Annotated in this window: 15 protein-coding genes and 1 riboswitch; of the genes, 7 read left to right on the forward strand and 8 right to left on the reverse strand. The window is 75.2% G+C overall.

Annotated features, from left to right (window positions below; all coding sequences use genetic code 11):
- Nucleotides 1-202 precede the first annotated feature (202 nt).
- Nucleotides 203-1345, forward strand: coding sequence for an MIP/aquaporin family protein (locus tag JN535_RS09955; RefSeq protein ID WP_240200861.1), 1143 nt, complete (start codon nucleotides 203-205; stop codon nucleotides 1343-1345).
- Nucleotides 1346-1483: 138 nt separating this feature from the next.
- Here JN535_RS09955 and JN535_RS21540 read toward each other — a convergent pair whose 3' ends face one another.
- A complete protein-coding gene (locus JN535_RS21540; protein ID WP_205205367.1) occupies nucleotides 1484-1912 on the reverse strand; it encodes a DUF3017 domain-containing protein in 429 nt (142 codons plus the stop codon).
- 54 nt (nucleotides 1913-1966) lie between these two features.
- Between JN535_RS21540 and JN535_RS09965 the strand changes: the two genes are divergently transcribed.
- Entirely contained in the window at nucleotides 1967-3319 is a 1353-nt protein-coding gene (locus JN535_RS09965; RefSeq protein WP_205205368.1) for an NAD(P)/FAD-dependent oxidoreductase, read from the forward strand.
- Nucleotides 3320-3380: 61 nt separating this feature from the next.
- On the opposite strand, the gene purH is transcribed toward JN535_RS09965, so the two are convergent.
- Both purH and JN535_RS09975 read right to left on the reverse strand, forming a co-directional pair.
- The gene (purH, locus tag JN535_RS09970) at nucleotides 3381-5075 is read right to left on the reverse strand and encodes a bifunctional phosphoribosylaminoimidazolecarboxamide formyltransferase/IMP cyclohydrolase (protein ID WP_205205369.1); all 1695 of its coding nucleotides are present in this window, start codon (nucleotides 5073-5075) and stop codon (nucleotides 3381-3383) included.
- Between the two features lie 62 nt (nucleotides 5076-5137).
- Nucleotides 5138-5226, reverse strand: a riboswitch (ZMP/ZTP riboswitch).
- 3 nt (nucleotides 5227-5229) lie between these two features.
- Nucleotides 5230-6663, reverse strand: coding sequence for an MFS transporter (locus tag JN535_RS09975; protein WP_205205370.1), 1434 nt, complete (start codon nucleotides 6661-6663; stop codon nucleotides 5230-5232).
- A gap of 105 nt (nucleotides 6664-6768) precedes the next feature.
- Here JN535_RS09975 and JN535_RS09980 point away from each other — a divergent pair, with 105 nt between their 5' ends.
- Nucleotides 6769-7359: an ArsR/SmtB family transcription factor gene (locus tag JN535_RS09980; RefSeq protein ID WP_205205371.1), complete on the forward strand. Its 591-nt coding sequence runs from the start codon at nucleotides 6769-6771 to the stop codon at nucleotides 7357-7359.
- On the opposite strand, the gene purN is transcribed toward JN535_RS09980, so the two are convergent.
- Complete coding sequence (gene purN, locus JN535_RS09985) at nucleotides 7356-7997, reverse strand: phosphoribosylglycinamide formyltransferase (protein ID WP_205205372.1); 642 nt, start codon at nucleotides 7995-7997, stop codon at nucleotides 7356-7358. The two genes, JN535_RS09980 and purN, sit on opposite strands and share 4 nt — an antisense overlap.
- A 138-nt stretch (nucleotides 7998-8135) precedes the next feature.
- Between purN and JN535_RS09990 the strand changes: the two genes are divergently transcribed.
- The 3 genes from JN535_RS09990 to JN535_RS10000 all read left to right on the forward strand — a co-directional run bounded on the left by JN535_RS09990 (nucleotide 8136) and on the right by JN535_RS10000 (nucleotide 11755).
- Nucleotides 8136-8765, forward strand: coding sequence for a hypothetical protein (locus JN535_RS09990; protein ID WP_205205373.1), 630 nt, complete (start codon nucleotides 8136-8138; stop codon nucleotides 8763-8765).
- 96 nt (nucleotides 8766-8861) lie between these two features.
- Nucleotides 8862-10202, forward strand: a complete 1341-nt coding sequence (locus tag JN535_RS09995) for a M20/M25/M40 family metallo-hydrolase (RefSeq protein ID WP_205205374.1) — start codon at nucleotides 8862-8864, stop codon at nucleotides 10200-10202.
- Between the two features lie 59 nt (nucleotides 10203-10261).
- On the forward strand, nucleotides 10262-11755 hold the full coding sequence (locus tag JN535_RS10000) for an MFS transporter (protein ID WP_205205375.1): 1494 nt from the start codon (nucleotides 10262-10264) through the stop codon (nucleotides 11753-11755).
- 212 nt (nucleotides 11756-11967) lie between these two features.
- Here the strand turns inward: JN535_RS10000 and JN535_RS10005 are convergent, their stop codons facing one another.
- The 4 genes from JN535_RS10005 to JN535_RS10020 form a co-directional block, all read right to left on the reverse strand.
- A complete protein-coding gene (locus tag JN535_RS10005) occupies nucleotides 11968-13230 on the reverse strand; it encodes a cell division protein PerM (protein WP_205205376.1) in 1263 nt (420 codons plus the stop codon).
- A 304-nt stretch (nucleotides 13231-13534) separates the two neighbouring features.
- Nucleotides 13535-14425, reverse strand: coding sequence for a succinate--CoA ligase subunit alpha (gene sucD, locus JN535_RS10010; RefSeq protein WP_024840415.1), 891 nt, complete (start codon nucleotides 14423-14425; stop codon nucleotides 13535-13537).
- Between the two features lie 37 nt (nucleotides 14426-14462).
- On the reverse strand, nucleotides 14463-15632 hold the full coding sequence (gene sucC, locus JN535_RS10015; protein ID WP_087471387.1) for an ADP-forming succinate--CoA ligase subunit beta: 1170 nt from the start codon (nucleotides 15630-15632) through the stop codon (nucleotides 14463-14465).
- 176 nt (nucleotides 15633-15808) lie between these two features.
- The gene (locus JN535_RS10020; protein WP_275892191.1) at nucleotides 15809-17389 is read right to left on the reverse strand and encodes an OmpA family protein; all 1581 of its coding nucleotides are present in this window, start codon (nucleotides 17387-17389) and stop codon (nucleotides 15809-15811) included.
- Nucleotides 17390-17535: 146 nt separating this feature from the next.
- Between JN535_RS10020 and JN535_RS10025 the strand changes: the two genes are divergently transcribed.
- Entirely contained in the window at nucleotides 17536-17757 is a 222-nt protein-coding gene (locus JN535_RS10025; RefSeq protein ID WP_205205377.1) for a helix-turn-helix domain-containing protein, read from the forward strand.
- The last annotated feature ends 1 nt before the right edge of the window (nucleotide 17758 follow it).

The following is a 17758-nucleotide window of genomic DNA, read 5'->3' on the forward strand; positions in this document are numbered from 1 at the left end:
CGTGAGACCCGGCGTCCGTTCTCAGGTGCGGCACCGCAGATTTCCACGCATCTCCCGGATGGTGGTGGCAAGATGCCCCCAGATGCCGGAATGGCCGGGCACTCGGTCAGGCATCGTGCCGTCGTCCCGACCGCCTCCCGGTGCCGCACCGTGGCGGCCGGCGGGACTGCCCGACGTACCCACCGAACCAGACAGGATGATCATGTCCCAGGACACCACCGCTCCCGGCGCACCGGAGGGCACCGTCGACGACTCGCGCACCGCGCCGACCGAGGCCGTCGCCGTCGTCCAGCCCAGCCTCCTCGCGCGCCTCGGCGCCGAGGTCTTCGGCACGTTCTTCCTCGTGCTCGCGATCGTCGGCGTGGCGATGTGGGTGCGGTTCTTCAACGGCAACCTCGTGCTCGCCGTCGCCCTCGCCGGCGGCCTCGCGCTCGTCGCGGGCATCGCGGCGGTCGGCCACGTGTCCGGCGGGCACTTCAACCCGGCCGTGACGCTCGGTGCCGCGATCGGCGGGCGCACGGCATGGCGCGACGTGCTGCCCTACTGGCTCGCCCAGCTGGTCGGCGCGCTGCTCGCCGGCGTCGTGCTCCTCGCGACGATCCCCCGCGCGACCCTCGACATCCTCCAGCAGAACCAGCTCCTCGACGAGGCCACCACGGGCGCGCTCTTCCGTGCGACCGCCAACGGCTACGAGGCGCACTCCCCCATCGTCGGCACCTTCGGCGGCGCCGCGCAGCAGCTCGGCCTCGAGGTGACGCTGCCGCTGCTCGGCGCCCTCCTCATCGAGGCGATCGGGACGGCCGTGTTCGTCGGTGTGATCCTCGGCGTGACCGACTCGCGGACCCGCAGCACCGTCGCCCCGATCGCGATCGGCTTCGCGCTCGCCGTGCTGATCCTCGTCGCGGCCCCGTTCACCAACGCGTCGCTCAACCCCGCTCGGTCCACCGTCTCGGCCGTCTTCGGCGGCGACTGGGCGCTCAGCCAGCTGTGGGTCTTCTGGGTGGCGCCGCTCCTCGGCGGTGCGATCGCAGGCCTGTTCTACCGCGCCTTCGCATTCGCCCCGAAGCAGGACGACCTCCTCGGCGAGGACCACGTCACGGTGACTGAGGCGGAGGCCCCGGCATACTCCGCGGCCGCCGGTGCGGCCGGCACGGGCGCGGCGGCTGGTGCGGGCGCGGTGGCTGGTGCGGGCGCAGCCGCCGTCGTCGAGGAGGAGGTCGTCGTCACGGACGAGAACGGTGACGTCGTCGCGGTCGAGGAGGTCGAGGAGGTCGTCGCGGCGGACGAGCCCGAGGCCTCGGGCACGGAGGACACCCCCGGCACGGACGAGGCCCCCAAGGCCTGACGCCCCCGACGCCCGACGGGCCCGGACCGCGATCGCGGTCCGGGCCCGTCGTCGTGAGCCGTGCAGGAACGCTCTCTTCCGCGGTGCCGCACGCGCGTCGTCGACGACGCGCGCCCGGCGACCTGAGGCCCGCGGACGTCAGATCTCGCCCTGGTCCAGGGTCAGCGCGAGGAAGGCCATGACGACGGCGGGAGCGAGGAAGAAGAAGACGTCCAGGCCGCGGGAGCGGACGGTGATCCCCACCGGGCCCGGGCCGGGGAGGACGGCGCGGCACACCCCGGCAACGGCGAGCAGCCCGGCGAGCGTGAAGCAGCCGGCGCGGGCGCCGGCGAGCACCGCGACGAGCGTCGAGACCGCGACGCCCGCGAGCACGAGCCACATCGCGGGCTGGCGTGACGGGGCCAGGCTCGCGGGAGGCTCCGGGACCGGCGGCCGGGCCTCGTCGTCGGGCCGAGCACCCGCGGGGGGCTCTCCGCCGCCCGGCTCGTCCTCGACGTGGTGCCACGCCGGCACGAGCGTCGTCGGCGGCCGGTGGCGCGTCCCACCGTCGGCGGTGACGTCGGTCACGCTGCTGCACCTTCCACGCCCGGAAGCCTACCGTCGTGGCCTAGCGTGACGTGCATGTCGTCCGCCGAGCCGCCGGTCCTCCCGCCCCCGCCTCCGCACCGCGGGGACCGCCCCGCGACGGTCCCCGAGCCCCCGTCGTCGGTCGTCGTCGTGGGCGCCGGCCTCGCCGGTGCCCAGACGGTCGGCGCGCTGCGGCGCCGCGGGTACGCGGGGCGGATCACGCTCCTCGGAGCGGAGGGCGTCCCCCCGTACGACAGGCCGCCGCTGTCGAAGGAGCTGCTGGCCCGGCCGCACCCTGCCTGGCTCGCCGAGGACCTCGGCGTCGACGTCGAGGCCCTCGCCGACGACGTCCGCCTCGCCGACCCGGCGGTACGGCTGGAGCGGCGCTCCACGCCCGAGGGTGGCGCATGGGAGGTCACGACCCGCTCGGGTGAGCGCCTCGCCGCGGATGCCGTCGTGCTCGCGGTCGGCTCCGCACCCGTCCGGCCCGGTGGGTGGGCCGACGCCCGTCTGCTGCACACCGCGCAGGACGCGGAGGCCCTGCGCCGCGCGCTGCGGCCAGGGCTCCGCCTCGTGGTCGTCGGCGCCGGCTGGATCGGCGCCGAGCTGTCCGGAGTCGCGGCGGGCGCGGGCGCACGCGTCACGGTCGTCGAGGCCGCGGACGCACCGCTGCGCCGCCAGCTCGGCCCGGTGGTCGGGGCGCACCTCGCGCCCTGGTACGCCGCGGTGGGCGCCGACCTCGTCACCGGTGCGGCCGTCGCGGAGGTCCGACCCGACGGCGTCCGGCTGGCCGACGGACGCGAGCTGCAGGCCGACGTGGTGCTGGCCGCCGTGGGCGCCCGTCCCGCGACGGACTGGCTCGACGGCGTCGTCCCGCGCGACGCCCGCGGCAGCATCCCCGTGGCCGCGACCGGCGCGGTGCCGGGCCTGGACGGGCTCTGGGCCGTGGGCGACTGTGCGACGCGCGAGCACCCCGTGCTCGGCGACGTCCCGGGCGGTCACTGGTCCGTCGCGCTCCACGACCCCGACGCGACGGTCGCCGCGATGCTCGGCGACGACGACGCCGGCCCGGGGCACGCCCCCTACGTGTTCTCCCAGCAGCTCGGCCACGACCTCGCCCTGTTCGGCGTGCCCGCCGAGGGCGACGACGTGCTGTTCCGCGGCGACCCCTCGGGCACGGGCCACGACGGTTGGGCCGCGTTCTACCTCGGCCCGCGGTCGGACGACCCCGCGACGGCGGACGGCGGCCCGGAGCGCCGGGTCACCGAGGTCCGGGCGATCCTCCTGGTCGACTCGCCGCGCGACGTCGGCCCGGTCCGCAAGGCGATGAACCGCACCGGCCGTCTCCGCGTCGACCTCGCCGTGGCGCTCGACCCGACCCGCCGCCTGCGAGACGCGCTCGCCTGACGGCCTGCACGAGACGGCCCCGCCGGTCCGAGGACCGGCGGGGCCGTCGAGCAGGGTCGTGTCAGTGCGCGAAGTGGCGCGTCCCCGTGAAGTACATCGTCACGCCCGCCGCCCGCGCTGCCTCGATCACCTCGGCGTCGCGGATCGACCCGCCCGGCGCGACGACGGCGCGCACGCCCGCGTCGAGCAGGATCTCCAGGCCGTCGGCGAACGGGAAGAACGCGTCGGACGCCGCGACGGCGCCGCGTGCCCGCTCCTCGCCGTCGGCGAGGGTGTTGGCGCGCTCGACCGCGAGGCGGCACGAGTCGACGCGGTTGACCTGCCCCATCCCGACGCCGACGGCGGCGCCGTCGCGCGCGAGGAGGATCGCGTTCGACTTCGCGGCCCGGATCGCGCGCCACGCGAACGCGAGGTCCGCGAGCGTCGCGTCGTCGGCGGCCTCGCCCGTGACGAGGGTCCAGTGCTGCGGGTCGTCCCCGCCGGTGACGTTCCCGTCGGCGTCCGTCACGACGGCGTCGACCCGGTCGGTGCTCTGCACGAGCAGCCCGCCGCTCACCGGACGGGTCTCGACGGTCGTCGTCGGCGGGGTGTCGACGACGAGGAGGCGGATGTTCTTCTTGGCCCGGAGGACCTCGAGCGCCTCGGGCTCGAAGCCCGGCGCGACGACCACCTCGGTGAACACGGGCGCGATCTGCTCGGCCGCCGCCCGGGTGACGACGCGGTTCGCCGCGATGACGCCGCCGTAGGCCGAGACGGGGTCGGTCGCGTGGGCGCGGGCGTGCGCCTCGGCGACGTCGGTGCCGACTGCGATGCCGCACGGGTTGGCGTGCTTGATGATCGCGACGGCGGGCGCGTCGTGGTCGTGCGCGGCACGCCAGGCCGCGTCGGCGTCGACGTAGTTGTTGTAGCTCATGGCCTTGCCGTGGAGCTGCGTCGCCTGCGCGAGGCCGCCGGCACCGTGGCCGTTGGTGTAGAGGGCGGCGCGCTGGTGCGGGTTCTCGCCGTAGCGCAGCACGTCGGCGCGGTCCCACGTGGCGCCGATCCAGGCCGGGAACCCGGTGCTCACGGTCTCGCCGTCGGCGCCTCCCTCGACCGGCACGGTGTCCGTCGGCGCGACGACGTTGCCCATCCACGACGCGACCGCGACGTCGTAGGTCGCGGTGTGCACGAACGCGGCGGCCGCGAGCGCCTTGCGCTGCGCGTAGGTGAAGCCGCCCGCCTGCACGGCCGCGACGACGTCGTCGTACCGGGCCGGGTCGACGACGACGGCGACGCTCGGGTGGTTCTTCGCGGCCGCGCGGACCATCGAGGGCCCGCCGATGTCGATCTGCTCGACGACCTCGTCGGGCCCCGCACCCGACGAGACGGTGGCGGCGAACGGGTAGAGGTTGACGACGACGAGCTCGAACGGAGCGATGCCGAGCTCGTCGAGCTGTGCGAGGTGATCGGCCTTGCGCGAGTCCGCGAGGATGCCGGCGTGCACGCGCGGGTGCAGCGTCTTGACCCGACCCTCGAGGCACTCGGGGAACCCGGTGAGGTCCTCGACCTTCGTCACGGGCACGCCCGCGCCGGCGATCGTCGACGCGGTGGAGCCGGTGGAGACGAGCTCCACGCCCGCCGCGTGGAGCGCCGTCGCGAGCTCGACGAGGCCGGTCTTGTCGTAGACGCTCAGGAGCGCGCGCCGCACGGGGCGCTGCGCGTCGTCGGCGAGCTGGACGTCGGGGGCGGAGGGCACGTGCGGGGCCGGGTGGGACATGACGAGGGGCTCCTCTGGGTCGCGGTCGCGGTCCGGCGGTGCGCCGGTACCGAGTGGCTGAACCCAGGCGCCCAGGCGGTCGACGCACCAGCAGGTTGATCCGGCCGCTCCCCGGTGGTCGTTCCCACCCTCGCCAGTCGCGGCCGGGACGAGTCTACCGGGCCGGCCCGGCTGGCACGGGCTCGCCCGGCACGGTGCGCGACGCGACGAGGGCGGCCGCGTCGTCGGCCCAGGTGTCCGGGGGGCCGACCTGCCAGAGCGACCGGACGGTGCTGAGGACGGCGACGGTGACGACGAGGAGCCCGGCCAGGACCGCGAGCGCGACGCCCGGGCCGAACCGGTCGAGGAGGCCGCTCCCCACGAGCGGGACGAGCGGGCCTGCGGCGAGCCCCGTGAGCCCGAGGACGGACGACAGCCGTCCTTGGAGCTGCGGCGGCGTGATGGCCGCCGCGTAGCCGGAGAGTCCGGCGTTCACGGCCGGGACCAGCAGGAGCGCGAGAGGGAGCACGACGACGTACGCGAGGTACGCCTGCAGCATCGCCATCACGACGGCGCCGGCCGCGAGCAGGCCGAGCGCGGCGACCACGAGCACCCCCGCGCGCACCCGCGCGACGAGCCGCGGCGCGAGGACCGCGCCGACGAGGACGCCCACGCCGACCGCGAGGTCGACGAGGCCGATCAGGAGCGGCGCGGTGCCCGTGCGCACGAGCTCGAGGTTGATGCCGACCATGAGTCCGCCGAACGCGACGTTGATGACGACGAACAGGCCGAGCAGCGCGCGGAACAGCGGCACGGACCACACGAACCGGAGACCGTCGCGCATCGCCTCCGCCGGGCGGGTCGCGCGCGCCGCGACGACGTCGCCGTTGAGCGGCTCGCGCACGAACCACGTGCCGACGGCGGTCGCCAGGTGCCCGATCGCGGCGCCGGCGAGCGGGACGGCGTGCGCGACGGCGTAGAGCACGCCGCCGAGGGGTCCAGCCAGGAGGCTCGCGACGGCGTCCCGGCCCTGCACGGCCGCGAGCGCCGTCGGCAGCTGCGGCACGGGGACCACCGAGCGGAACGCGCCGCTCATGGCCGGGTCGACGAGCGCCCCGACGACCGAGGCCCCGAAGAGCACGGCCGCGAGGTGCCAGGCGGTGAGCGACCCGAGTCCCGCGGCGAGCGCGACCGTGCCCCACAGCGCCGCACCGACGGCCGCGGACACCGTGATGAGCCGGCGCCGGTCGACCCGGTCCGCCACGACCCCGGCGGGCAGGGTCGCGAGGAGCGCCCCGAGCTGGCCGACGGCGGCGACGACGCCCGCCTGGACGACCGAGCCCGTGATCCCGTAGGCGACGAGCGGCACCGCGAAGAGCGCGACGCCCGCGCCGAGCGACTCCGCCGTGAGCCCCGTCATGAGCAGCATGTACGACCTGTTGCGCAGGAGCGAGGGCGCCGCGGCGCCCCCGACGGCGTCCGGGGCGACGGCGTCCGAGGCGCCGGTGCCCAGGGCGGCGTCCGGGGCGGCGGCGTCCGGCATGAGGACCGTCGGTGACGGCGCTGGGGAGCGGCGGTCCCCACGAGAGGTGGGCGGCGTGTGCGTCATGACGTCGAACCTATGGTGCGCAAGCACCGTTGCGCAATAGCTATTGCGCATGAGGTCGTGTGCACCTCCGGCTGCCTGGCACGGGCGCGTTGCTAGCCTCGGCCTGTGCTCGAGACCTTCCACGTCCAGGACCCTGCCGCACTGCGGGCCATCGCCCACCCGCTGCGCCAGCGCATCCTCATGGAGCTCGCCGTCCTCGGCCACGCGCGCGCCACCGACCTCGCCCGGGCCACCGGAGAGCCCGCGAACTCCGTGAGCTTCCACCTGCGGGTGCTCGCCAAGGCCGGGATGATCGTCGAGGCGCCCGAGCACGCGCGCGACCGGCGGGACCGGGTGTGGAAGAACGTGGCCGAGAGCTACGCGGTGGAGCCCGGGGCGCCGGACGCGGTGCGCCACGTGGTGCGCCCGGCGCTCGCGTGGGCCGAGGAGACCTTTCGCCGCGGGAGCGAGATGGGCGCGCGGGAGGACCGGATCCTCGCGCTCAGCACGCTCGTGCTCAGCCCCGCGCAGGCGGCGGCGATGGCGCGCGAGGTCCAGGAGCTCCTGGAGCGCTGGAACACGCGCTCGCTCGACGAGGGGCGCGCGTCGCCCCAGGAGCGGCGCGAGACCTACCAGGCCCTCGCCGTGCTCGCGCCGCGCGACCTCCCGCCCGCGGACGAGGCCTCCGGCGAAGACACGGAGAGCCCCGGCGCCTAGCCGATCAGGGCCCGGCGCCCCTCGACGCGCAGCCCCTCGCGCGCGACGCGGCCGACGGTCTCGACGAGGAGCGCTCGCTCCGCGACCTTGATGCGCTCGTGGAGCGACGACTCGTCGTCGCCGTCCTCGACCGGGACGGCGACCTGGGCGATGATCGGGCCGGTGTCGACGCCGTCGTCGACCACGTGGACGGTGCACCCGGTGACGCGCACGCCGTACGCGAGCGCGTCCCGCACGCCGTGCGCCCCGGGGAAGGACGGCAGGAGCGCAGGGTGCGTGTTGATCGTGCGGCCCGCGAAGCGCCCGACGAACGCCGGGCCGAGGATGCGCATGAAGCCGGCGAGCACCACGAGGTCCGGCCGGAAGACGTCGACGGCCTGCGCGACCGCCTCGTTCCACGCGGCCCGGTCCGCGAAGTCCCCTGGAGCCACGACCACGGCGGCAACCCCGGCGTCGCGCGCGAGGTCGAGACCGCCCGCGTCGGCCTTGTCCGACACGACGCCCACGACGCGCGCCCCGTAGGCGGCGTCGTCGTGCGCGGCGAGGATCGCGGCGAGGTTGCTGCCCGCGCCCGAGACGAGGACGACGACGCGGGCGGCGGAGGTGGACTCGACGGGGTGGCCGGACGGCGTCTGCACGGTGCTCCTGCGGGTGTCGGGGTGGTTCAGGACGGCTCGAGCGTCGGGCTCGGCGGGACGGGCTGGGCACCCTCCCGGGCACGCGGTCTCCGATGGGAGAATGTACCGCGAGCCGCCCGACCGACCGAGGAGCTGCCCGTGGGCAACCCGTACGCACCGCCCCGTCCCGACGCGCCGCAGCAGCCTCGTCCCGAGTCTCCGCAGCCGCCGGAGGAGGGTGCGCGTCCGGACGCACCGGTCCCGCCGGGCGCCGGCCCGGGCCCGGGTGCCCCGCTCCCCCCGCCCCCGCCCCCGCCCGGGTGGTCGGACCTGCACGCGCCCGCCGACCGCCGGCCTCCGGCGCCGCCCGAGCCGGCGGAGCCCGACCCCGAGCTCGCGCGGCAGGCGACCCGGCGGGTGCTGCACTTCGGCCTCCTCCTGCTGGCCGTGATCGTCGTGAGCACGATGCCGTTCCCGTGGCAGGCGGTGAGCCTCGCGCTCGCGCTCGGCGCGATCGTGGTGGGCATCCGCGCGCTCCTGGCCGTCTGGCGCGCGCGCGTGCGCGGGGCGCTCGTCCCGGCGCTGGGCATCGGGGTCGGGCTCTCGGCCATGCTCGCGCTGCAGATGGTCTCGACGCTCGTCACGTGGGACGTCGCGCTGGCGCACCAGCAGTGCCTCGACGGCGCGATCACCGTCTCGGCGGAGAAGCGCTGCGACGTCGAGCGCACCCACGCGCTCGAGGAGAAGTTCGCCCGCTGGTTCCCCACGCCGGCGCCCGCGTCGTCCTGACCCGTCCGGGGCCGCGCACGCAGCGCGGAGGCCACCTGCCGAGGCCACCTGAGACTCCGTCGCCCGCTCGTGACGTCGAGTCTCTAGGGTGTGCTCATGACGACCACGACCGTGACGCCGCGGCCCGGTGCCGACGAGCGCCTCGCCCGGCTGATTCGGATCCCCACGGTGTCCGCCGAGCTGGAACAGCGGGGGCTCGCGCCCTTCGACGAGCTGGTCGACCTCCTTCCTGAGCTCTACCCCCTGGTCCACGAGCACCTCGGCCGCGAGCGCATCACCGACCTCGGGCTGCTCTACCGCTGGCGCGGGCGCTCGGACGAGCCGCCCGTCGTGCTCATGGCGCACTACGACGTCGTCCCGGTCGACGAGAGCGACGACTGGGCCTACCCGCCGTTCGAGGGGCGCGTCGCCGACGGCTGGGTCCACGGGCGCGGCGCGCTCGACGACAAGGGGCCGCTCGTCGTCGTGCTCGAGGCGGTCGAGAACCTGCTCGCGGCGGGCTTCGCGCCCGCGCGCGACGTCTACCTGTCGTTCGGCGGCGACGAGGAGTCGCACGGCGGGGCCGCCGCCGCGATCGCGACGACGCTCCGCGACCGCGGTGTGGTGCCGTGGCTCGTGCTCGACGAGGGCGGCGCGGTCACGGACTCCCCGCTCCCCCTCGTCCCCGGGAGCGCGGCGATGATCGGCGTCGGCGAGAAGGGGGTCCTCACGCTGCGCCTCACCGCGCGCGGCGAGGGCGGGCACGCGTCCGCCCCGCCGACGACGACGGCGGTCCGGCGCGTCGCGCGCGCCGTCGAGCGCCTCGGCCCCCGCACCTTTCCCGCGCGCACGCCCGTCGCGATCTCGCGCATGCTCCGTCTCTTCTCCGAGCGCGCGACCGGGCCCGCCCGCGCCGCGCTGCGCGCCCTCGCCGCGACGCCGCCCGTGTCCGCCCAGACGTTCGCCGCGATGGGCGGCGAGGCCGCCGCCCTCGTCCGCACGACCGTCGCGCCGACGATGCTCTCCGGCGGCACGGCCGCGAACGTGCTGCCGTCGCAGGCGTCCGCGACCGTCAACCTGCGGATCGCGCTCGGCGAGACCGTCGCGGGCACCGTCGAGCGCGTCCGCCGGCGCGTCGACGACCCCCAGGTCCAGGTCGAGGTCGTCGAGGGCAGCGAGCCCTCCCCCGAGTCCCCCGTCGACGACGAGCGGTTCGCGCTCCTCGCCGCGTGCGTCGGCGCCTCGCACCCCGACGCGCTGCCCGCCCCGTACATCACGATGCAGGCGACCGACGCGCGGCACTTCCACCGGTACTCGCCGGCCGTGTACCGGTTCGCGCCGCTCGCGATGTCGGCCGCGCTGCGCGCCACGATCCACGGCGTCGACGAGCGCGTCGAGGTCGCCGAGCTCGAGCGCGGCGAGGTGTTCCACCGCGCGCTCCTGGAGCGGCTACCCTGACGCTCCCCCACCCTCCCGGGCGTGCGACGACGCGCGCCTCCCACGCAGAAGGAGCAGCGATGGCTCGCTCGCTCACCGGGCACCTCGGCGGGTCGACCCTCGCCGGCGTCGTCGGGTTCCTCGCCTTCGTCGAGCTGACGAGCGGCGTCCTCCAGGGCTACTACACGCCGATGCTCACGGACATCGCGCGGCACCTCGGCGTGCACGACGCCGACGTGAACTGGCTCGAGGGCTCCCAGCTCATGCTCTCGGCGCTGGTCGTACCCGCGCTGGCGAAGCTCGGCGACATGGTCGGCCACCGTCGCATCCTCCTGTGGTCGACGGCGGTCACCGCGGCCGCGTCGCTCGTCCTGCCGTTCACGGACTCGTTCGCGGTGTTCCTCGTGGCGTGGGCCCTGCAGGGGTTCTACGTCGTGTGGCTGCCCCTGGAGATCGCGCTCGTGTGGTCGCGGGCGCGGCGCCTCACCCGTCCCGCCGCCGTCACCGCACGCGCGGCCGCCGTCCTCGTCGCGGCGCTCGAGGCCGGCGCGATCGTCGGCGCGCTCGCCGGCGGGGCCCTCGTCGACGCGCTGCCGCTGCGCGTCGTGCTCCTCGTCCCCGCGCTCCTGGTCGTCGTGTGCTTCGTCGTCGTGCTGCTCGGGGTGAAGGAGTCGCCCGAGCCGGCCGGCGGACGCTTCGACACCGTCGGCCTCGTGCTCGTCTCGCTCGCGCTCCTCGCGCTCACGGGCGGCCTCAGCCTGCTGCGTCTCGAGGGCGTCGCGGCGGTCGCGCCGTGGGCGCTCGTCGTGCTCGGCGCCGCCCTGCTGTGGCCGTTCGCCCGGTGGGAGCTGCGCCAGGACGACCCGCTCGTCGACGTGCGCATGTTCCGCTCCCCCGCGCTGGGCCCGGTGTTCCTCACGGCCGGGCTCTTCGGCGTCTCCGTGCTCGGCGCCCAGGCACCGCTGTCCACGTTCGCCCGCACCGACCCCGCCGAGCACGGGTACGGCCTCGGCACCTCCGGCTTCCAGACGTCGCTCCTCATCGGCGTCTACCTGATCGGCATGATCGTCGGCGCGCTGTCCTTCCCCCGCGTCGCCCGCCGCGCGACGCCGCGCCTCACCCTGGTCGGAGCGTCCACCCTCGTGGGCGCGGGCTTCCTGCTCTTCCTGCCGTTCCACGGGACGTTCGCGAACGTGCTCACCAACATGGTCGTCGTCGGGCTCGGCTCCGGCGCGCTCGTCGCCGCGCTGCCGGCAGCCGCCGCGGCGGCCGCACCCCCGACCCGCACCGGCGTCGCGACCGGCCTGACCAACTCCGTGAAGACGGTCGGCGGCGCGATCGCGTCCTGCGTCTTCGGCATCGCGCTCGCGGGCGCCGCGCTCCAGGGGGGCGGCGCCACCGAGAGCACGGCCGGCTCGTTCGGCGGGTACGTCACCGTCTGGGTCGTGTGCGGCGCGACGGCGCTCGTCGCCGCGGTCCTCCTGCTCGCCGTCGTGCCGCGCCAGGCCTTCACCGACCCCGCCACCGCGGCCCCCGTCGAGGGCGCACGGGCGACCACGTCGCGGACCGCCTGAACCTCCCGGCACAGCTCCCTCGCTCCGCCGAGGGAGGACCGCAGTGGGCCGAGGGAGAACCGCGCTCGCGCGAGGTAGGGCCGTGGTCCCTCCCGACGGAGGGCTGGTCACCTGGCGTTCGGCCGGGGTGGGTGGCCGGCTCGCGGCCGAACCACCGCTCTACCTCGGCCAACCACGGCTCTACCTCGGCGGGCCGAGGTTCTCCCTCGGCGTCAGGCCTCGTCGTCGAGGGGGTCGCCGTGGCGGCGGCCCAGGACGTCGAGCCGCGCCCCCAGGACCGCGAGCGCGGCGCCGCCGCCGATCTCGGCCGCGGCGAGCGCACCGACGACGAGCGCGTCGGCGCCGACGACCTCGAGCCGACCGGGCCCGACCGCCCCGCCCGCGAGCCAGCTCACGACCCCGACGAGCAGTCCCGCGCCGAGCGCGACCCCGCCGACGGCGAGTCCGACGTCGAGCCACCGGACGTCGTCGTCCGGGTGCGTGCCGGTCACGTCGCGCAGGCGGCGCCACACGAAGGCTCCGGCGACGACGCCGAGCGCGACGACGACGGCGGGCACCCAGGGCGTCAGCGGGTTGGTCCAGTCATCGCCGGGCAGCGCGCCGAGCAGCGGGACAGCCGGCAGCGCGCCGGGCTCGGAACCGGTCGGGGCGAACGTGCTGCCCTCGCCCACGGCGAAGCCCGGCCCGACGAGCCACGCCCCCGCCCAGGCGACGACGTTCGGCAGGACGGCGAGCTGCGCGAGCGCGAGGACGATGCCGCCGACGGTCCCGGGCACGAGCCCGGCGACGATGTCGCCCGACGTCGCGCGCCCGGCGACGAGCCACGCCCCGACGACGACGGCCGAGACGCCGGCCAGCAGGCTCGTGCCGAGCAGGCCGCCGCGCAGCCCCAGCCGCACCGACGACGGGAGCCACCCGTCGAGCCGCTGCGTGATGTCGCCGACGAAGGGGGCGTCCGGCCGCGCGAGGATCCCGGCGCCGAGCCCGAGCCCGCCGACGAGCGTTCCCCCGACGACCGCGATGGCGAGACCCCAGGGCGGGGTGGACCCCGCGAGGAGCGCGACGCCCGCTGTCGCGAGCGCGTAGGTCACGGTGCCCGCGACCCATGCGGACGTCGTCGTGTGCGCGGAGCGCCGCGCGGACGCGAAGCAGCAGAACAGCGCGAGCGCGGTGAGCCCCAGCGGGACCAGCGTGACGGTCGTCCCGCTCGCGACGAGCGGGACCCCGTGGCCGAGGAGCCAGAAGCCCGCGGCGATCGTCACGGACTGGCCCCACCCCGTGCCCTCGGAGGACCCGGTCGACGATGCGAGGAAGGCCACGACGCCCGGCAGGACGACGACCGCGAGGGACAGCGCGAGCGCCTGGAGCGCGGCGAGCACGCCCGACGGTCCGCGCCGGACCACGACCGGTGCGGGGGCCGGGCTGCCGTCCACGGTGCGCGTGCGCGCACCACGCGTCGTGCTGGTGGTGCTCATGGTGCCCATCGTCGTCGATCGAGTGGTCGGTACGTGGCATTCGCCCCGGCGCGCCAGCCTACCCGCGCCGACGATCGGCCCATGACGACGGCGCCCGTCCCCACCGCGTTCGTCCCGGGTGGCGGTGGCGTGCGCGGCGCGGTCCGGATCGGGATGCCGCGCGCGCTGCTGGAACGCGGCATCACGCCGGACCCGGTGGTCGCGTCGTCGAGCGCCGGCCCGGACGCCCGACGCCCCGCGACCGACCGGTCGCGGGGCGTCGGGCGCGGGGACCCGGGTCATGGGTCCTGCGGCAGGTCCAGGGTCAGGCGAGGACCTCGCGCAGGAGCGCGGCGGTCTCGGACGGCGTCTTGCCGACCTTGACGCCGACGGCCTCGAGGGCCTCCTTCTTGGCCTGCGCGGTGCCCGCCGAGCCGGAGACGATCGCGCCGGCGTGGCCCATCGTCTTGCCCTCCGGGGCGGTGAAGCCCGCGACGTAGCCGACGACCGGCTTGGTGACGTGCTCCTTGATGTAGGCAGCGGCACGCTCCTCGGCGTCGCCGCCGATCTCGCCGATCATGACGATCGCCTTGGTCTCGGGGTCGTTCTCGAACGCCTCGAGCGCGTCGATGTGCGTGGTGCCGACGATCGGGTCGCCGCCGATGCCGATGGCGGTCGAGAACCCGAGGTCCTTGAGCTCGTACATCATCTGGTAGGTCAGCGTGCCCGACTTCGACACGAGGCCGACCGGGCCCTTGCCGGTGATGGTGTGCGGGGTGATGCCGGCGAGCGACTCGCCCGGGGTGATGATGCCGGGGCAGTTCGGGCCGATCATGCGCGTCTTCTTGCCCTGCAGGTAGGCCCAGACCTCGGCGGTGTCCTGGACGGGGACGCCCTCGGTGATGACGACGATGAGCGGCATCTCGGCGTCGATCGCCTCGATCGCGGCGTCCTTGGTGAACGCCGGCGGGACGAAGAGGACCGACACGTTCGCACCGGTCTCGGCCATGGCCTCGGCCACGGTGCCGAACACGGGCAGCGTGACGTCGTTGCCCTCGTGGTCCTTGTGCGTGACGGTCGTGCCGGCCTTGCGGGCGTTGACGCCGCCGACGATCTGCGCGCCCGAGTCGAGCATGAGGGCGGTGTGCTTGGCACCCATCCCGCCCGTGATGCCCTGGACGATGATCTTGGAGTCGGAGTTCAGGTAGATCGACATGGTGTTCTCTGTCTCAGCTTTCCGCGTCTTCGGGCGATCAGGCGTTGGCCAGCTCGGCAGCCTTGTCGGCCCCGCCGTCCATGGTCTCGGCGAGGGTCACGAGCGGGTGGTTCGCCTCACGCAGGATCGCACGGCCGAGGTCCACGTTGTTGCCGTCGAGGCGCACGACGAGCGGCTTGGACGCCTCGTCGCCGAGGATCTCGAGCGCACCCACGATGCCCTTGGCCACCTCGTCGCACGCGGTGATGCCGCCGAAGACGTTGACGAACACCGACTTGACCTGCGGGTCGTTGAGGATGACGTCGAGCCCGTTGGCCATGACCTGCGCGTTGGCGCCGCCGCCGATGTCGAGGAAGTTGGCCGGCTTCACGCCGCCGTGGGCCTCGCCCGCGTACGCGACGACGTCGAGCGTGCTCATGACGAGCCCCGCGCCGTTGCCGATGATGCCGACCTCGCCGTCGAGCTTGACGTAGTTGAGGCCGTTCGCCTTGGCCTTGGCCTCGAGCGGGTCGGTCGACTCCTTGTCCTCCAGCGCCTCGTGGTCCGGGTGGCGGACCTCCGACGCGTTGTCGTCCAGCGTGACCTTGCCGTCGAGCGCGATGATCGAGCCGTCCTCGGTGCGGACGAGCGGGTTCACCTCGACGAGCGTCGCGTCCTCCGCCGTGAAGACGGTCCAGAGCTTCTGGATGACCGCGGCGACCGGGGCCTTGAGCTCCTCGGCGAAGCCGGCCGCGTCGACGATCTCGCGCGCCTTGGCCTCGTCGATGCCGACGATCGGGTCGACGGCGACCTTGGCGAGCGCCTCCGGGCGCTCGACCGCGAGCTGCTCGATCTCCATGCCGCCCTCGACGGAGCACATGGCGAGGTAGTTGCGGTTCGACCGGTCGAGGAGCACCGAGAAGTAGAACTCCTCGGCGATCTTCGCGCCCTGGGCGACCATGACGCGGTGGACCGTGTGGCCCTTGATGTCCATGCCGAGGATCTCGGACGCCTTCTCGGCGGTCTCCTCCGGCGAGTGGGCGAGCTTGACGCCGCCGGCCTTGCCGCGGCCGCCGGTCTTCACCTGGGCCTTGACGACCACGGTGCCGCCGCCGAGCTTCTCGGCGCCCGCGCGGGCCTCCTCGGGCGTCGTCGCGACGACCCCGCCCAGCACGGGCACGCCGTGCTTCTCGAAGATGTCGCGCGCCTGGTATTCGAACAGGTCCACCCTGCTGCGTCCTTCCGTCTGATGCGCCGTGTGCGGCATGACCGATGTCTCGACATCAAGACATCCCCGTACAGGGTAGCCCGGGAAGCCCGGGGCTCCTATCGCTCGGCGGCGGAGGACGGCCGACGCCGCGTGTTCCGTTCGTCACGCGACGACGCCCGGCGGGCGGTGCCGGCTCAGTCCGCGACAGGCACGTCCACGAACCGTACCGGCGTGCTGCCGTCCGTGACCTCCGTGGACCCGTCCGGCACGTCGACGACGACGGTGCCGGCGCCCGTGTCCGGCCAGACGACCGTCACGCGGGCCGTGGCGCCGGTCTCCAACGAGCCCAGCTGGAGATCGGCGAGCGTGCTGCGCTGCTGGTCGGTGTAGACGGCAGGGTCGACGAGGTAGTCCACCGGGTAGACGCGCACACCGCCGTCGAGCAGCGTGACGTTGTTCGCGCCGAGCATCCCGGCGCTGAGGTCGCCGCGTCCGTCGCGGACGGACCCGAGGACGCTGACGAACGTCGCGTACTCCGGTCCGACGTTGCGCACGTCGAGCGTGCCCACGAGGTAGCCACCCGCACGGCGGACCTCGACGAGGGACACCTCGAGCCGCTGCGTCCCGCCGAGCCCGTCGCGGTGGTCGAGGGTCGCGCTCCCGAGCCCGTCGACCGTGGGCCCCTCCGCGGCGAGCGCTCCGCCCGCGTCGGACGACCCGACGACGGCAGGCTCGCCGGACGGCGTGAACTCGACGGTCACGCGACGGTTGAGGGCACGCCCCTCGTCGCTCGGCTCCGTCGACACCGGCTCCGTCTCGCCGCGCCCCTCGACACGCACGTCGAACCGTCCCAGGTCGGCGATCTCCCCGAGGCGGTCTGCCACCGCCCGGGCACGTCGCTCGGACAGCTCCTGGTTCGCCGCGTCCTCCCCCACGTCGTCGGTGTGCCCGACGACGACGAGGTCGCCGTCCGCGGCGAGCGCGAGCTGGGCGGCGACCGCCTCCAGCACGCCGTCGGCCTCGGGCCCCAGGTCGGCGGAGTCGACGGCGAACAAGACGTCCGAGTCGACCGCGACGCTCACGAGGTCGCGTGCGTCGCGCGTGCGGACGGCATCGCCGGCCGAGGTGCTGAACGTCTCGAGGAACGCGGTCGGCGCCACGACGTCCGTGGTCCCGTCCGGCGCGAGGTCCGCGACGGGCACCGTGAGGTCGCCCGCGTCGGCGGCGGCGACGACCGGCACGTCCTCGACGAGGCCGAGCGCGGGGACGAGCACCGCGGTCGTCGGGGTGTCGGGAGCGTCGAACGCGACGTACCCGACGACGGGTTCCCGCCCCGTCTCGAGCAGGTACTCCTCGCCGAGGGAGGCGAGCGCCGCGCCGGACGCCGAGCGCGCCGGCTCGCGCACGACCCCGTCCTCGAGGTCCACCAGGCGCGTGCCGTCCAGCGAGTCGTCCTGGGTGAGCGCGAGGTTGGCGAACACCTCCCCGACCATGACGAAGGCGTCTCCGCCCGTGGCCTCGATCTCCACGCGCAGCACCGCGAGGTCGCCGTCCACCGCGACCGGTCCGACCGTGGCCTCGACGTCGAGACCGAGCACCGTGCCGGGGACGACCACGGGTGCCGGGTCCGCGGAGAGCGCGGCCGCCTCCGTGGAGGTCGCCGCCGGGCGTGGACCGGCGCCGTCGGCGCCACAGCCCGCGAGGGCCAGGGCGAGGACCGCCGCGACGGCGGGGGCGACGCGCGGCGCCCTCCGCGTTCCGTTCCGGTGCAGCATCGCGAGATCTCCCCCGTGGATCGACGTCCCGCGCTCGTGCCGCGCGGCGGCACGACAGTAGCCGACCCGTCCCGGCGGTCGGACGGCCGCCCGAGGTCGTCAACGCGTGTTGACACCCGTCGCTGCGTCAACCTAGATTGACACCCATGGAACCCGTCGACATGGACGCCGCGAGCAGCACCGATCCCGACACGGGGCTGCGGGCCGTGCGGTCGCTGCGCGTGCTCGCCGAGCGCCTCGAGGCGCTGCAGGTCGAGCACGCTCGTGCGCTCGGCTGGTCCTGGCAGGAGATCGCCGACCGCCTCGGCGTCTCCCGCCAGGCCGTGCACAAGAAGTACGGGACGTCCCGAACCACCAGGAGGTCATGAC

The sequence above is a fragment of the Cellulosimicrobium cellulans genome (assembly GCF_016921195.1).
In the GTDB taxonomy this organism is placed as follows: domain Bacteria; phylum Actinomycetota; class Actinomycetes; order Actinomycetales; family Cellulomonadaceae; genus Cellulosimicrobium; species Cellulosimicrobium cellulans_F.

Excerpts from the sequence above, each read along its gene's own strand:
- JN535_RS09965 (WP_205205368.1), top strand. The coding sequence starts at position 1,967 with ATGTCGTCCGCCGAGCCGCCGGTCCTCCCGCCCCCGCCTCCGCACCGC.
- JN535_RS09975 (WP_205205370.1), bottom strand. The coding sequence starts at position 6,663 with ATGACGCACACGCCGCCCACCTCTCGTGGGGACCGCCGCTCCCCAGCG.
- JN535_RS10000 (WP_205205375.1), top strand. The coding sequence starts at position 10,262 with ATGGCTCGCTCGCTCACCGGGCACCTCGGCGGGTCGACCCTCGCCGGC.
- JN535_RS10020 (WP_275892191.1), bottom strand. The coding sequence starts at position 17,389 with ATGCTGCACCGGAACGGAACGCGGAGGGCGCCGCGCGTCGCCCCCGCC.
- JN535_RS09995 (WP_205205374.1), top strand. The coding sequence starts at position 8,862 with ATGACGACCACGACCGTGACGCCGCGGCCCGGTGCCGACGAGCGCCTC.
- sucD (WP_024840415.1), bottom strand. The coding sequence starts at position 14,425 with ATGTCGATCTACCTGAACTCCGACTCCAAGATCATCGTCCAGGGCATC.
- JN535_RS10025 (WP_205205377.1), top strand. The coding sequence starts at position 17,536 with ATGGAACCCGTCGACATGGACGCCGCGAGCAGCACCGATCCCGACACG.
- JN535_RS10005 (WP_205205376.1), bottom strand. The coding sequence starts at position 13,230 with ATGAGCACCACCAGCACGACGCGTGGTGCGCGCACGCGCACCGTGGAC.
- purH (WP_205205369.1), bottom strand. The coding sequence starts at position 5,075 with ATGTCCCACCCGGCCCCGCACGTGCCCTCCGCCCCCGACGTCCAGCTC.
- JN535_RS09955 (WP_240200861.1), top strand. The coding sequence starts at position 203 with ATGTCCCAGGACACCACCGCTCCCGGCGCACCGGAGGGCACCGTCGAC.